At 70.2% G+C, this 15,431-nt stretch carries 9 protein-coding genes; 6 read left to right on the forward strand and 3 right to left on the reverse strand.

Going from position 1 to position 15,431, the window contains the following annotated elements:
- Positions 1 to 130 precede the first annotated feature (130 nt).
- A complete protein-coding gene (locus ACWEVN_RS38200; RefSeq protein WP_452054518.1) occupies positions 131 to 3,070 on the reverse strand; it encodes an AfsR/SARP family transcriptional regulator in 2,940 nt (979 codons plus the stop codon).
- A gap of 111 nt (positions 3,071 to 3,181) precedes the next feature.
- Here ACWEVN_RS38200 and ACWEVN_RS38205 point away from each other — a divergent pair, with 111 nt between their 5' ends.
- The 3 genes from ACWEVN_RS38205 (at position 3,182) to ACWEVN_RS38215 (ending at position 7,161) form a co-directional block, all read left to right on the forward strand.
- Positions 3,182 to 3,838, forward strand: coding sequence for a hypothetical protein (locus tag ACWEVN_RS38205; RefSeq protein ID WP_452054519.1), 657 nt, complete (start codon positions 3,182 to 3,184; stop codon positions 3,836 to 3,838).
- 29 nt (positions 3,839 to 3,867) lie between these two features.
- A complete protein-coding gene (locus ACWEVN_RS38210) occupies positions 3,868 to 5,439 on the forward strand; it encodes an alkaline phosphatase D family protein (RefSeq protein WP_452054520.1) in 1,572 nt (523 codons plus the stop codon).
- Between the two features lie 240 nt (positions 5,440 to 5,679).
- Positions 5,680 to 7,161 (forward strand): glycoside hydrolase family 28 protein, encoded by a 1,482-nt coding sequence (locus ACWEVN_RS38215; RefSeq protein WP_452054521.1) that lies wholly within the window; start codon positions 5,680 to 5,682, stop codon positions 7,159 to 7,161.
- Between the two features lie 174 nt (positions 7,162 to 7,335).
- Here the strand turns inward: ACWEVN_RS38215 and ACWEVN_RS38220 are convergent, their stop codons facing one another.
- A complete protein-coding gene (locus tag ACWEVN_RS38220) occupies positions 7,336 to 8,523 on the reverse strand; it encodes a glycoside hydrolase family 88/105 protein (RefSeq protein WP_452054522.1) in 1,188 nt (395 codons plus the stop codon).
- 352 nt (positions 8,524 to 8,875) lie between these two features.
- Here ACWEVN_RS38220 and ACWEVN_RS38225 point away from each other — a divergent pair, with 352 nt between their 5' ends.
- On the forward strand, positions 8,876 to 10,648 hold the full coding sequence (locus tag ACWEVN_RS38225; protein ID WP_452054523.1) for an alpha-L-fucosidase: 1,773 nt from the start codon (positions 8,876 to 8,878) through the stop codon (positions 10,646 to 10,648).
- A 50-nt stretch (positions 10,649 to 10,698) separates the two neighbouring features.
- On the opposite strand, the gene ACWEVN_RS38230 is transcribed toward ACWEVN_RS38225, so the two are convergent.
- Positions 10,699 to 11,922: an amylo-alpha-1,6-glucosidase gene (locus tag ACWEVN_RS38230; RefSeq protein WP_452054524.1), complete on the reverse strand. Its 1,224-nt coding sequence runs from the start codon at positions 11,920 to 11,922 to the stop codon at positions 10,699 to 10,701.
- Positions 11,923 to 11,984: 62 nt separating this feature from the next.
- Here ACWEVN_RS38230 and ACWEVN_RS38235 point away from each other — a divergent pair, with 62 nt between their 5' ends.
- Positions 11,985 to 13,121 (forward strand): ROK family protein, encoded by a 1,137-nt coding sequence (locus ACWEVN_RS38235; RefSeq protein ID WP_452054525.1) that lies wholly within the window; start codon positions 11,985 to 11,987, stop codon positions 13,119 to 13,121.
- 304 nt (positions 13,122 to 13,425) lie between these two features.
- Positions 13,426 to 15,357 carry a S53 family peptidase gene (locus ACWEVN_RS38240; protein ID WP_310977588.1) on the forward strand — a complete coding sequence of 644 codons (1,932 nt, stop codon included), beginning with the start codon at positions 13,426 to 13,428 and terminating at the stop codon, positions 15,355 to 15,357.
- Positions 15,358 to 15,431 lie beyond the last annotated feature (74 nt).

The following is a 15,431-nucleotide window of genomic DNA, read 5'->3' on the forward strand; positions in this document are numbered from 1 at the left end:
GTCAAGGCATCTTTCCCGCCTTGACACAGCCTGTCGGCCGCTGAGGGCGGCTGCGTATCGGTTCGGCAGGGGGGGTGTGGCCGGAGGTGTGGCCGGGGGCGGTCGTTGTGCGCGGGCTGCCGCGCCGAACTCAGGCTGAAGCGATGTGCGGGCGCTCCTCGGCCACCACGACCGTCGGCTCCTTCGGGCGCGTTGACAGCTCGCGCCAGATGGCCAGCGCCCTCTCCGAATAGTCCCGCGAGCGCTCCGGCTGCGACAATGCCCGGTGCAGCTCCCCGAGCAGCTGCGACACCTCCGCCTCCGAGCGGCGGTCCCCATTGCGCCTGTGGACCGCCAGGGAGTTCACCAGTAGCAGCTGGGCGTGGGCGAAATCTCCGCTGTGCAAGCACAACTCGCCCAGGTTCTGGTTTGCGTACCCCACGCAGTGGTCGTCGCCGAGGTCGGTGAAGATTGCTATTGCCCGGTCCACGTGCTCGCGGGCCGCCGCCAGGTTGCCCTGGTGCTGGAACAGCAAGCCCAAGCGCTTGAGGGCGTGGGCCTCTCGGTGGCGGTCGCCGATCGAGGCCGACAGCTCCAGCGCGTCCGTTATCCAGCGCCTTGCCGCCGCGTAACAGCCTCGGGACATCCACACCGCTCCCGCTCCCAGGCGGGCCACCGCCTCTCCGTTCGGGTCGTCGGCCTCCGCGAACAGCTCCAGTGCCTCGTGGCAGTGGTCGAGGGCCAGGTCGTCGTCGCCCTCGATGCGCAGGATCGTCGACAGCCCCGTCAGTGCGACAGCCACCCCTTGTGCGTCGCCGACCGCGTCGAACAGCTTCTTCGACTCCTCGAACGCCACCCGAGCCTCGGCGTACTCGTCCTGGTACAGCAGGTACTGCCCGAGGTTGCGCTGGACGATCGCCTCGGCGCGGGCCGAGCCCGTCCTTCGGGCCGCCGCCAGCGCCACCAAATGGGTGCTGTGCCAGTCGTCCTGGGGGCCGCGGAGGTCGAAGTACGGCGTCAACGCCGAAGCCAGCTGCCACGCCAAGTCGTCGAATCCGTGCTGGGCAGCCAACGAGACCGCCGCCACCGTCGTGTGGCGCTCGGCCGCGAACCACGCCGCCGGGTCCTCGGGCAGGACGTCGGAAGGCACCGCCGGGCGCGGTAGCTCGTCGTCGCAGTACGCGCCGAAGAAGTGCAGCGGCATCCGGCGCGCCGCCTCGAGTGCGAGCCCCAGGTAGCCCTCCAACGCCCGCCGCAGGCCGGCGCGGGTCTTGGCCGCGTCGCTCCGCTCGGCCAGCTCCACCGCATACACGCGCAGCAGGTCGTGCAGCCGGTACCGCGGCTGTCCTGCCGAATCGGAGCCCACCAGCTCGACGAGGTGGCCGTCGACTAGCACGTCGAGGACGTCCTCGGCCTCCCGGCGGCCCAGCACGGCCGCGACCGTCCACGCCGGGAACTGGACCGGCCCGAGCAGGCCGAGCCCGCGGAAGGCCGTCGCCGCCGACATCGGCAGCAGGTCGTACGACAACGTCACGCTCGCGCGGACGGCGAGGTCGCCGACGCGCAGCTCGTCGAGGCGGCGGCGCTCGTCGCCCAGCCGGTCGGCCAGCAGCCGCAACGTCCAGCCCGGCCGGTGCGTCAGCTTCGCGCCCGCCACCCGGATCGCCAGCGGCAGGTGCCCGCACTGGCGCAGGATCGCCGCGGCGCTCTCCGGCTCGGCAGCCACCCGCTCGCCGCCGACGATGCCCTCCAGCAGGCGCGCGGCCTCGGCCTCGGGCAGCAGGTCGACGTCCACCGGCTTCGCGCCGGCCAGCCCGGGCAGCCGGATCCGGCTGGTCACCAGCACCGCGCACACCCCGGCCCCCGGCAGCAGCGGCCGGACCTGGGCTTCGCTGCCCGCGTCGTCGAGCACGACGCACATCCGCCGCCCGGCCAGCCGCGACCGCAGCAGCGCCGAACGCTCGGCCAGCTCGCGCGGCAGACCGGCGTCGGGGATGCCCAGCGTGCGCAGCAGTTCGGCGAGCACGCTCATCGGCGCGCGCGGCGACGACGACGTGCCGGCCAGGTCGACGTGCAGCTGGCCGTCGGGGAACTCGTCGCGGATCGCGTGCGCGACCCGGACGGCGACCGCCGACTTGCCGACGCCGGGCGCGCCCGACAGCACGACCACGGCGGGCGTGCCGGAATCCGCGCGCTCCCGCAGCAGGGTGACGACGTCGCGGATCAGCGCGTCCCGGCCGGTGAAGTCCGGAAGGTCCAGAGGCAGCTGGCAGACCGGGGCGACATCGGCGGGGCGCGCGGGGGAGAGCACGCTTTCGGGGACGAGGGTCGCGCGCAGCTCGCGCAGCCGGGCGCCCGGTTCGGCGTCGAGCTCCTCGCGCAGGACCCGCTCGGCCGACTCGTACGCCTCGATCGCGTCGCCGGTCCGGCCCGCGGCGCGCAGCGCGACGATCAGCTGCGCCCAGAGTTCTTCCCGCAGGGGGTGCTCGGTGACCAGGCCGCGCAGCTCGGCGATGGCCTCGCCGGAACGGCCGAGGCCGATCCGCGCGCGCAGGCGCTGTTCCTGCACCGACAGCCGCAGCTCGGTGAGCCGGGCGACGGTCGCGCCCCAGCTGTGGTCGTGCGGCAGGCCTTCGAGGACTTCGCCGCGCCACAGCGCGTCGGCCTTGTCGAGGAGTTTGAGGGCGCTCTCGGCTTCGCCGCCGTCGAGCGCTTCCTGCGCTTCGCCGGCCAGGGCGGCGAACGCGAGGTGGTCCAGTTCTTCCGGCGCCGCGGTCAGCAGGTAGCCGGAGGCCCGGCTGCTGATCCGCTCGCCCAGGTCGGGGTGGATCTCCGCGAACCGTCTTCGCAGGGAATGGACGTACGTGCGGATGTTCGCCGCGGCCGATCGCGGCGCCGAGTCCGGCCACAGCACTTCCACCAGCACGTCGGTCGACACGACGACGTTCGGCTGCAGGGCCAGCGCGGCCAGCAGCAGCCGGGGCTTCGGGCCCCCGAGGGCGATCACCCGCCCGGCGGCGGTGACCTCCAGCGGACCGAGGACGCGGATGGTAAGCGAGGTGGTCTCAACCTGCCCGATGAGTTCCCCCATGTCCCGGACTCTAGGACCGTCCGGGCGCACCGGCTAGATCCATTCGGAGTGTCCGAGCGCACAGGGCGGCCTTTGTACGGAACGTGTACGGCGAAGGCCGACGCTGCCGGCATGAAGCGATCGATCCTCCGGCGCACCGCCGGTACCGGCCTGACCCTGGCCGCGGTCGGCGCGCTCCTGACCGGTGGCGCGGTCGAGGCGTCCGCGGCGGCGAGCGGGACCGTGAAGACCGCGGGCGACCCCCTCAACGTCCGCCGCGCACCCACCACGGCCGCCACGGCGGTCAAGACCGTCGCCAACGGCGCCACCGTCGCCATCGACTGCCAGGTCAACGGCTCGTCGGTGACCGGCCCGTACGGCACCGGCACGTTGTGGGACTACGTCCCCGCGCTCGGCGGGTACATCTCGGACACCTACGTCTTCACCAACTCCGACACGCGGGTCGCGCCCGACTGCGGCGTCGGCTCGGGCAGCGGCCAGTGCGCCGACGCCTGCGCGGGCGAGGCGCAGTACCGCTCGTCCGACTCGCACTTCCTGGTCTACGACACCGACGCCGACGGCTACTCCGCCGTGGTCGCCTACTGGCTCAAGGGCGGCGCCGGGCCGTTCTACGTCTGGAACTCCGGCGGCGAGGGCACGAAGGTCGACAAGGCCGTCACGGTCCCGCACGGGGGCTGGGTCTTCTACAAGGTCTGCGTCGCGAACTACACGACCGCGAAGCCCGACCTCAAGTCCTGCAGCGACGGCATCACCGACTTCGCGGCCTGACCGCGTCCACCACGAGAAAGGGCTTTCCCATGGGTCAGGTCAACCGGCGCAAGGTGCTGCTCGGCGGGCTCGCCGCGGTCACCGCCACCGCGGCTTCGGCGGCGCTCCCGTCGTGGGCGAACGCCCGCACCACGGCCGCCGCCCCCGCCGTCCACGATCCCTTCCAGCTCGGCATCGCCTCCGGCGACCCGCTGCCCGACAGCGTGGTGCTGTGGACGCGGCTGGCGCCGGCGCCGCTCAACCCGGACGGCTTCGGCGGCATGCCGGACGCCACCTACGCGGTCGACTGGGAGATCGCGAACGACGCGGCGTTCAGCTCGATCGTGCAGCGGGGCTCGGTGGACGCCGTCCGCGCGTCCGGGCACAGCGTCCACATCGAACCGACCGGGCTGCAGCCGGCCCGCGAGTACTTCTACCGGTTCAAGAGCTCCGGCTACCTCTCGCCGGTCGGCCGGACGCGCACCGCGCCCGCCGCCGGGGCCGCGGTCAACCAGCTCAAGTACTGCTTCAGCTCCTGCCAGCACTGGGAGGAGGGCTACTACCACGCGTACAAGGGCATCGTGGCCGACGACCCGGACCTCGTGCTGTTCCTCGGCGACTACATCTACGAGAAGAAGTCGGGCCGCACCGCGCAGGAGCGCAACCCGCGGAGCCTGGCGTTCACCGAGGACGTCACCACGCTCGCGCAGTACCGCGCCCGCCACGCCCAGCACAAGACCGACGCCGACCTGCAGGCCGCGCACGCGATCGCGCCCTGGATCGTCGTGTTCGACGACCACGAGGTGATGAACAACTGGAACGGCACCACCTCGCCGGCCACGGCCGCGCGCAAGGCCGCCGGGTTCCAGGCCTTCTACGAGAACACCCCGATCCGGTCGACGGCCAAGCCGAACGGCGCGTCGATCCAGCTCTACCGGCAGTTCCTCTGGGGCAACCTGGCCCGCTTCCACATGCTCGACACGCGCCAGTACCGCAGCGCCCAGGTGCCCGACCCCTCCGGTGACGCCGGCCCGGCCTGCGCCGACATGCGCAGCACCTCCCGCAGCATCCTCGGCGCCACGGAGGAGGCGTGGCTGCTCAAGCAGTTCGAGTCGCACCCGGCGACCTGGGACTTCCTCGGCCAGCAGGTCTTCTTCGCCACGCGTGACTCCGACGGCAACAAGGCCACCTGCGAGAGCAACGACTCCTGGCAGGGCTACGAAGCCTCCCGCAACCGGATCCAGCAGGGCTGGGTCGACCGCAAGGTCGCCAACCCGGTCGTGCTCACCGGCGACGTCCACCGGCACTGGGCCGCCGACCTGCGGCTCGACTACTTCGACCACAGCGACCCGGTGATCGGCTCGGAGCTGGTCACGACGTCGGTGACCAGCAACAGCGACACCGCTTCGCCCCCGAGCGCGGCCTGGTACGCGAACAACCCGCACGTCAAGTACTGCAAGGGCGAGCGCGGGTACGTCCGCGTCACGACCACGCCGTCGCAGCTGCGGGCCGACTTCATGACGACGTCCGACACGAGCGTGTACGACCCGGCGTCGGTGGTGATCAAGAACGACGTCAGCTACGTGGTGCAGGCCGGGAAGGCCGGGCTCCAGAAGGTCTGAAACCACGCTGCGTGACTCCCGATCATGGCGGATTCACGTGGCGGACCGTGAAAAACGCACGGGGCCCGCGGGCCCGGTGAAGGTAGACTCCGAGAATCCTGAATGGACACGGGGACCCGCGCCGCGACTGGGGGTGGCGCGGGTCCCCGGGCGATCTTGACATTTCGTTCGCCCCACTCGTAATCTGGGTGTTCCGCCGTCATGCCGAATTCTTCGAATCCATGACAAGGCGGTTCCACGGTGAAAAAACTCTTGCTGATCACCTTCGCGGTGGCCGGGCTGGTGGTGGCCGGCGCCGGCGTTTCCGCCGCCGCGCCCGGCGGCGTCTACGACGTCAAGGACTACGGCGCCAAGGGGAACGGGTCGGCCAACGACTCGGCCGCCATCGACAAGGCGATCACCGCGGCGAACGCGGCGGGCGGCGGCACCGTCCGGTTCACCTCCGGCACCTACAAGTCGGCGAACACCGTCCACCTCAAGAGCAACGTCACGATCCAGCTCGACGCCGGGGCCACCATCACCGGGTCGAGCGCGGACACCTACGACAAGCCCGAGTCGAACCAGTGGGACGACTACCAGGACTACGGCCACAGCCACTTCCACAACGCGATGTTCTTCGGCGACAAGCTGACGAACATCGGCTTCACCGGCGCGGGCACGATCGACGGCGGCGGCAACCTCATCACCGGCAACCCGAAGTCCGGCGAGGCCGACAAGATCCTGTCCCTCACCCGGTGTGACGGGCTGACGCTCTCCGGCGTCAAACTGCGCCGCGGCGGGCACTTCGCGGCGCTGATCAACGGCTGCACGAACGTCGTCTCCGACCACCTGACCATCGACACGGCGAGCGACCGCGACGGCTGGAACATCATCAGCACCACGAACGTAACGATCACCAACGCTTCGATCGCGGCGAACGACGACGCGCTGGTGTTCAAGAGCGACTACGCGCTCGGCGCGAAACTGCCGAACGGGAACGTCACGGTGACGGGCGCGAAACTGTCGGCGGTCTGCTGCAACGCGCTGATGTTCGGCTCCGAGACGTGCGGCGACTTCACCGGCTACCACTTCTCGGGCATCACGATCACCGGCGCGCACAAGTCCGGCATCGGCATCGTTTCGATGGACGGCGCGAAGATTTCCGACGTCCACTACCGCGACATCACGATGTCCGGGACGTATTCGCCGATCATGATGAAGATCGGCACGCGTAAGCGCTGCGGCAACAACCCGGGGGTCGGCTCGATCAGCGGCATCACGTTCGACAACATCACCGGCACGCACACGGGCAGCAACTTCAGCCCGACGATCTGGGGCGCGGACAGCGGCCACCGGGTCTCCGACGTCACGTTCACCGGCGTGAAGCTGAACGTGCCGGGCGGCAACGGGACGATGGGAACGGGTGTCCCCAGCAACACGGCGACGGACTACAACCCGAAGAGCATCGGCACCCGCCCGTCGTACGGCTGGTACCTGCACTACGCGGCGGGCATCCGCTTCGTGAACAGCTCGGTGGAGTTCGCCAAGGACGACGGCCGCCCGGCGAGCATCGTCAACAACAGCTCGGACATCACGTTCGACCACTTCACGGCGGAGAAGGGCTCGAAGAGCCCGTTCGACGTCGGCTTCCAGTCGGTGACGGGCTACTGCGTCAAGGACTCGGCCACCACCGCGGGCTCCGCCCTCCGGATCACCACCTCGGACTCCACCTCCACCTGCTGACGTTTCCGTATCCCATGTGATTGAAGCCGGAACTCGCGTGATCAGGGCCGTAACTCGCGAGTTCCGGCTTCAATCACGCGAGTTCCGTGCTCGATCACGCGAGATCCGGGTTACCGCACAGGACGAAGGGGCCCCGGCCGGTTGGCCGGGGCCCCTTCTGCGGCGTCGCGGTGGTCAGTGGGAATACTGCTCGTTCATGATCAGGAACGCGCCCAGGCCGTGGAAGTCGTTGGTCTTGCGGGCCCGGGCGTAGTAGTACGACAGGTCTCCGACGTTGGTGCCCTCGCAGATGTCCGTGATGTTCGTGAGCCCGTCCGAGCCGAGCGACACCTTGCGCAGCACGCCGGCGTACCCGCGATCCGCCACCGCCTGGTAGGACGCCGGGAGGTAGCCGCGCTGGACGCCGCGGGCCATGGTGAACGTGTACATCGAGGACGCCGACGTCTCCAGCCAGTTCTTCGCGTCGCCGCCGCGGTCGACCACTTGGTACCAGCGGCCCGTCGAGGCGTCCTGGTACCGCTGGTAACCCGCCGCCAGGAAGCGGATGACGTCGATCAGGGCCGCCCGCCTCGGGTGGTCGGTCGGCAGGACCTCGAGGATGTCGATGGTCGCCATGCCGAACCAGCCGATCGCGCGCGCCCAGTGGTACTTCGAGTGGTGCCCGGAGCCGGACGCCCACGACTCCGAGCCGTCCTCGTCGTAGGCGTGGTACAGCAGGCCCTTCGCCGGTTCGCGCAGGTGGCTGAAGTACACGACGATGTTCTTCGCCGCTTCCTCGAAGCAGTAACCGCCGTCGCCGAACGCCGCGCCGTACAGGGCGAGGAACGGCTGGGCCATGTAGACGCCGTCGCCCCACAGCTGACCGACCTTGCTGGTCGCGTGGAACATGCCGCCGTCGGACGTGCGGGGGTAGGACGGGAACCGCTTGCGCAGCTGGTCGGCCGCCGTCTTGTACTTCTTGCGGCCCGTCTCGCCGTACAGCAGCGGCAGCATCTGGCACGAGCGCATCGAGTCCAGGTTGGTGAAGCTGTTGGAGATGCCGCTGTCGGTGATGAACCGGTCGTACCAGGCGATGATGTAGTCGAGGTACTTCTTCTCGCCGGTGCGCTTGTAGAAGAGGTACTGCCCGTAGAGGTACAGCCCGAGCGTGTAGCCCCAGCCGCCGATCTTGTCGGGTGTGTAGCGCTTCATCGTCGAGTCGATCACGGCACGTGACCAGTCCGGCGGCGGCGCCGCGCCGCCGATCGGGGGCAGCTGGTCCGCCGCCCGCGCCAGGGGACCCGCCGCGGCGAGGGCGCCCAGGGCGCCGAGCGTGCCGGCCAGGACCGCGCGCCGGGTCGGGCGAAGGGGATGTTCGGACATCGTCGTCCCTCTCATACGCTGGCCCCGCGACGCGGTGAAGAAGGTGGCCGGGATGCCGATCCGCCGTCCGTCGGCATCCCGACCAGCTCTGGGGGGCGCGGCGTGCTGCCCGTGTCGCCGGAGCGATGGTCTGGTGAGCGAAAGCGCTCTCGGGGAAACATCTACTCGCCTCCCGGAGCCGACGTCAAGAGAGATCAGATCTCTCGCGTCATATATCAGATATTTAACCCGAACGGCCGCAGTGAACATGTACCGGCCAGCGAAACTCCGCGGAAAGGTCGGATGTAAGTCTTGACCAACGCTGTTCGTGGGGAGTACACCACCGGGTGGACCAGACCACTGGAGGTCGTCAATGGCAGACAGGTTCCTCCGCAAGGTGCTCGTCGCGTGCGCGGCGGCGCTGGCGGTGTCCGGGCTCATCGCCGCGCCGGCTTCGGCCGATCTGCAGAAACCCTCCCAGCAGTGGCTGCGCGACAGCCAGGCCGGGCTGTTCCTGCACTGGGGCATGCGCACGGCACCCGGCTACACCAGTTGCAGCGCCTGGGAAAAAGCGATCACCGACGGCGGGTGGAGTCCCGCCTACTGGGTCACCGAAGCCGAGAAGCTGCACGCGTCCTACCTCGTGCTCGCCTCCTTCCACAGCCGCCTCGGCTACTCGCGGGCCTGGCCGTCGAAGATCCCCGGCAGCTGCAGCACCAAGCGGGACTTCCTCGGCGAGCTGATCGCCGCCGCGAAGGCCCGCGGGCTCAAGGTCATCCTCTACATGACCAACGACGCCCAGTGGCACGACGAGGGCGGCCACGAGTGGCTCGACTCGGCCGGCTACTCGAAGTACAAGGGCAAGGACGTCGACCTCGACAGCCAGGCCGGCTTCGGCCAGTTCAGCTACGACAACTTCTTCGAGGTCATGAAGAACTACCCCGACCTCGGCGGCTTTTGGATCGACAACGACAACGCCTACTGGGAGTCGCACGACCTCTACCGGCAGATCTACCAGCAGCGGCCGGACTACCTGCTGAGCAACAACAACGAAGACACCCCGATCATGGACACGATCAGCAACGAGCAGAAGACCGGCATGACACCGTCGTACGACTACCCGCAGGCGACGTACACGGCGATGCCCCGGCTCACCGAAGCGTGCTTCAAGCTCCCCGACACCGGTTCGTGGTGGTACGGCGGCTCGAACCCGCCGGTGACCAAGATGCTCAACCTCGGCCGGCTCATCACGAACTCGGGTTCGTCGATCAAGTCGCTGATGGCGGAGACGGCCATGGTGAACGGCAAGTTCCCCGCGAACCAGGAGGCGTTCAACAACTTCGCGAAGACCTACCTGGACGCGATCTGGGAGTCCCTCGGCGGCACCGAAGGCGCCGGGTACCTGTACGGCGGCATGCAGCCGGGCTTCTGGAACGACGGCGCCCACGGCGTCATCACCATCAAGGGCGACGCGCAGTACGTGCACGTCCTGACCAAGCCGTCGGGGAGCACGCTCAAGATCCGCGACAACGGCTACCGCGTCCGCCGCGTCACGAACCTGCGCACCGGCGCGGCGATCTCCTTCAGCCAAGGCAGCGGGAGCCTGTCCCTGACCGGACTGTCCGGCTGGGACACCTACGACACGGTGTTCAAGGTCGAGACGGCCGGCCGCACCGGCACGTACGACCCGAAGACCGTGACGCTCAAGGCGAGCGCGTCCGCCAGTGGCCACAGTGGACAGGCGGCGAGCGACGGCGGCTACCTCACTTACTTCGACAACAACAAGACGCTCCCGGTCAACCTCGACTACGACCTCGGGACGGCGAAGAAGGTGCAGTACCTCGGGATCAACCAGCGGGAGGACTCGGTCAGCTACGCCCGGTCGGACAGCGAGCAGTCGGCGCGGATCAAGGCGTACAAGGTGTTCGTGTCGAGTGACGGCAAGGACTGGGGCAGCGCGGTGAAGTCCGGGACGCTGCCGAGCCACCGCGGCGTCCAGTTCGCCGACCTCTCCGCGGTGACCGCCCGGTACGTCCGGCTCCAGGTGACGAGCACGTACGCGGCGTCGAGCGACAGTTCGCGCTACAAGCGGCTGCGGATCGACGAAACCTGGGTGGGCTCGGACTACGCGACCGCGGCGGGCTGAGCCGGACAGACCGCCCAGCCGCCCCCGAACGCGGCTGGGCGGCCCGTTCCTCAGGTCCGCTCGGCCAGCAGGTCCACGGCCAGCGCCGCGGTCCAGCTGAACGAGCGGGTGCCGTGCCCGGCCCCGGTCAGCGGGTCGACGTACTCCGCGAAGCCGGTCTGCGCGGCCGTCTCGACGAGGTCCTCGCGCAGCCGGGCGGCGAGGGCGAACTCGCCGTGGCGCAGCAGGCCGTGGCGGACCAGCCAGCCGACGTTGGACCAGGACGGCCCGCGCCAGTAGCGGCCCGGGTCGAAACCCGGCGCGGTCAGGTCGTAGCTCGGGACGCCGTGCACCCGGCCCAGCCGGAAGCGCGGGCCGGTCGCCGTCTCCAGCAGGGCCGGAGCGACCGCCAAGTCCGGCAGCACGAGCGGCAGCAGGCCCGCGCACGTGTGCTCGCGGATCAGCGAGCCGGTGCAGACGTCTCGGGCGAAGAAGAAGCCGTTGTCCCACAACGTTTCCTGCAACGCCTTTTCGACGCGGGCCGCCGCTTCCCGGTGCGCGTCCGAAGGCAGGCCGAGCTCCTCGGCGATCTGGGCCAGCGCCAGCTCGGCGTCGGCCAGCAGGGCGTTGAAGCCGGGATCCTCCACGACGAACTCGCCGGCATCGGCGTAGCCGCTGTCGCGGTAGGCGGCGGCGAGCCGGACGTACCGGCCGTAGTCGTCGTCGCTCGGCCGGTCGCCGGCCTCGCCGTGCTCGAGGTCGCGGCGGACGAACCCGGTGGCGAGCGGGACCCGGGACAGGGGCTCGTCCCACGCCGGGCTGTTGTCCATGCCGGACTCCCACGGGTGCACGATCGCCACCAGCCCGCGCCCGCCCGCGTCGCGGCCGGTTCGCAGGTAGTCGTGCCAGGCCACCAGCTTCGGGTACAGCGCCGCGAGGAACTCCCGATCGGGCGCGGTCTCGTGCACCGCGAGCACCGCGCGGGCGTGCACCGGCGGCTGGACCAGGCCCGACGTGCGCCCGGCCTGCCAGAACGACGGCCCCGGGAAGTACGCCTCGGGCGGCGTCCCCGGGTCGAACACGATGTGCGGGACGCGGCCGTCGGCCCACTGCGCTTCGAACAGCGTCACCAGCTCGCGCCGCGCCCGCTCGGGGGAGAGGTGGCGCAGGCCGAGGGCGATGAAGGCGGAGTCCCAGCTCCACTGGTGCGGGTAGAGCCCGCGTGAGGGCACGGTCGACGCGCCGAGCCAGTTGCCCGCCAGGACCTCGACCGCCCGCCCCCATGTTACGTTCATATGTCCAATCTATCTCCGACTTGTGTCTTGTCAATGGACAAAAGTCCGAAGGGGGTCGCGGGATGACCAGCGCCGGCGAGCTGTTGCGGCTGGTCCGGACGGGGCAGGCGACCACCCGGAAGGCCCTGCAGGGACGCAGCGGGCTGTCGCGTTCGACGCTGACCGCCCGCCTGGACCGGCTCCAGGCGGCCGGGCTGCTCGCCGAGGGCGGCCAGGAGGACTCCACCGGCGGCCGCCCCGCACGGCACCTGCGGTTCGACGAGCGGCACGCCGTCGTCCTCGCCGCGAGCATCGACACGACGCACGCCGAGGCGGCCGTCACCGACCTGGCCGGACGGGTCCTGGCCCGTCGCGCGGGGGAGCTGCGGGTCGCCGACGGCCCGGAGCCGGTGCTCGACCGGATCGCGGAGTGGTTCGAGGAGCTGCGGGCGTCGGTGGACCGGCCGGTGTGCGGAGTGGGTGTTTCGGTGCCGGGCCCGGTGGAGCCCGGCCGCGCCCGGGTGACGCAGCCGCCGATCATGCCGGGCTGGGACGGCTACCCGATCGACGACCACCTCGGCGCGCGGGTCGGCGCCCCGGTGCTGGTGGACAACGACGCGAACCTGATGGCGCTGGGCGAGCACCGCGCCCGCCACCCGGACTCGGTGGCCCTGGTCGTCGTGAAGGTGTCGACCGGCATCGGCGCCGGCCTGGTCCTCGGCGGCGAGGTGTACCGCGGCATCGACGGCGGCGCGGGCGACATCGGCCACATCCGCCTCCCCGGGCACCCGGAAGCGCAGTGCTTGTGCGGCTCCCACGGCTGCCTGGCGGCCGTCGCCGGCGGCGGGGCGCTGGCGGCCCGCTTGACGGACCTGGGCCTGCCGACGGCGTCGGGTTCGGGCGTCCGCGACCGGATCGTGGCGGGCGAGCCGGCCGCCGTCCGGCTCGCCGAAGTGGCGGGCCGCCAGGTGGGGGAGGTGCTGGCCACGCTGGTGTGCGTGGTCAACCCGGGAGTGGTGGTGATCGCGGGGGATCTCGCGGAGCCGCACTTCGTGGCGGGTGTGAGGGAGGTGCTGTACCGGAGGGCCCTGCCCCGGGCGACGCAGAACCTGCGCGTGGAAATCGGCGGCCGCGGCGAAGGAATGGCACTGGCCGGCGCGGTCGCGATGGTGGTCGACGCGGTGTTCGCTCCCGCGGAGGTGGACCGGCGGCTGGCGTGACGGCCGAACTGCCGTCACCGCCGGACTGTCCCGAGTGGACGGAGCAACCTACTTTGGTAGGTGGCGCCCGCCCGGAGCGCGTGGTCCGCGGTACCGGCACGAATCGGACCAACCGCGCATCGAATACCATTCCTCGCGTTTTCTCCGCGACAAATCGGATTTCCGTACCACCGTTAACGGCCGGCGAATTCCAGGCGAGATAACGGTTCCGCAAGCACTTCCGCACGAGTGGAACACCGATCTAGTCTCACCCGGTGTTCCAAGGCCCATTTCCTGGGGGCCGCATTCGAAGAGGGAGATTTCTGTGCGAAGAAGCTCCACCCTGCTCCTCTCGCTCGCGGTGGTGGGTGGCCTGACCGGCACCCTGCCGGCGACGGCGTCCGCGCAGGGGCGTCAGGACATCCCGCAGTCCCACCCGTTGTGGGCGAACGCGCAGGCGAAGGTCGCCGACACGGCGCCCGCCGCGAAGCTGAGCTTCCGGGTCTACCTGAACCAGCGCGACAACGCCGGTGCCGAGGCGCTGGCCCAGGCCGTGTCCGACCCGGACAGCAAGGCCTACCGCCAGTACCTGAGCCCCGACCAGGTGCGTGACCGCTTCGCGGCCAGTGACGCGACGGTGAACGCCGTCAAGGCGTGGCTGACCGGCAGCGGCTTCAGCATCGGCGAGATCCCGTCGAACAAGGCGTACGTCGAGGCCACCGGCACCGCGGCCCAGACGGAGAACGCGTTCGCCGTCGACCTCGGCAAGTACCGGGTCAAGGGCCAGACGCTGCGCGCCGCCGACAAGAACCTGTCGGTGCCGGCGAACCTGGCCGGGGACGTGCTCGGCGTGGTCGGCGTCGACCAGGCGACCAACCTGTTCAAGCCGGACCACGCGACCGGTTCCGGCACGCCGTCGGACGTCGCGCCCGGGCCCGGGTTCCGCAACGCGCCGCCGTGCAGCGCCTACTACGGCGAGAAGATCGACACCACCGATCCCGCCTACAACGGCAAGCAGCTGCCGTACGCCCCCTGCGGCTACACCCCGGCGCAGCTGCGGTCGGCCTACGGCATCGACAAGGTCGGCGCCGACGGCAAGGGCACCACGATCGCCATCGTGGACGCCTTCGCCTCGCCGACCATCTACGCCGACGCGAGCACGTACGCCAAGAAGAACGACCCGGCGCACCCGCTCAAGCAGAGCCAGTTCAAGCAGCACGTCTTCCCGGCGAACCCGGTCCTCGAGCCGCCGGACCAGTGCGACGCGGCCGGCTGGTACGGCGAGGAGACCCTCGACGTCGAGGCCGCGCACGGGCTCGCCCCGGGTGCGGACATCCTCTACGTCGGCGGCGAATCCTGCGAGGACAACGCCCTCGACGTGGCGCTGAACTACGTGATCGCCGGCCACAAGGCCGACATCGTGTCGAACTCCTACGGCGACACCGGCGAGGACATCCCGGCCGACGAGGTCAAGGTGTTCAACCAGATCTCGCTGCAGGCGGTGCTCGAGGGCATCGGCGTCTACTTCTCCTCGGGCGACAACGGTGACGAGGTCGCGCGCCTCGGCACGCCGTCGCCGGACTTCTCCGCCTCGGCGCCGTGGATCACCGCGGTCGGCGGCACGTCCATCGCCATCGGCAAGGACGGCAAGAGGATCTTCGAGACCGGCTGGGAGACCAGCAAGTCGACGCTGACCAACGGGGTCTACGGCCCGGCCGCCTACACCAGCGGTTCCGGCGGTGGCACGAGCCGGCTGTTCGCGCAGCCCTTCTACCAGAAGGGTGTCGTCCCGGACGCGCTGGCGAAGAAGAACCAGACCGGCAACAACAAGGGCCGCGTCGTGCCGGACATCTCCGCGGTCGGCGACCCGAACACCGGCTTCCTGGTCGGCCAGACGCAGACCTTCCCGGAGGGTGCGCACTACGACCAGTACCGGATCGGCGGCACGAGCCTCGCGTCGCCGGTGTTCGCCGGCATCATGGCGGTGGCCGACAGCTTCGACCACTTCCACCACGGCTTCATCAACCCGGTGATCTACAAGCTGACGTCCCGCACGCCGGCGATCACCGACGTGAAGCACGTGGACGCCGCGGTGGCCCGCGTCGACTACGCGAACTCGGTCGACGCCTCGGACGGCCTGCTCCGCTCGGTCCGCACGCTGGACTACCAGGGCCTGACCATCCACACCACCCCCGGCTACGACGACGTGACGGGGCTCGGCACGCCGAACGGCCTGCTGTTCCTGCTGCTCGTCTAGCACGGTTCACGAAGTCTGCCGCGGCTCGTGAGTGGTAAGGAGGGTTCTAACCCTCCTTACCACTCACCACAGCC

Source organism: Amycolatopsis sp. NPDC003861, from assembly GCF_053605405.1.

Coding starts and splice junctions, on each gene's coding strand:
- ACWEVN_RS38210 (WP_452054520.1), top strand. CDS start 3,868: ATGGGTCAGGTCAACCGGCGCAAGGTGCTGCTCGGCGGGCTCGCCGCG.
- ACWEVN_RS38225 (WP_452054523.1), top strand. CDS start 8,876: ATGGCAGACAGGTTCCTCCGCAAGGTGCTCGTCGCGTGCGCGGCGGCG.
- ACWEVN_RS38230 (WP_452054524.1), bottom strand. CDS start 11,922: ATGAACGTAACATGGGGGCGGGCGGTCGAGGTCCTGGCGGGCAACTGG.
- ACWEVN_RS38235 (WP_452054525.1), top strand. CDS start 11,985: ATGACCAGCGCCGGCGAGCTGTTGCGGCTGGTCCGGACGGGGCAGGCG.
- ACWEVN_RS38205 (WP_452054519.1), top strand. CDS start 3,182: ATGAAGCGATCGATCCTCCGGCGCACCGCCGGTACCGGCCTGACCCTG.
- ACWEVN_RS38220 (WP_452054522.1), bottom strand. CDS start 8,523: ATGTCCGAACATCCCCTTCGCCCGACCCGGCGCGCGGTCCTGGCCGGC.
- ACWEVN_RS38200 (WP_452054518.1), bottom strand. CDS start 3,070: ATGGGGGAACTCATCGGGCAGGTTGAGACCACCTCGCTTACCATCCGC.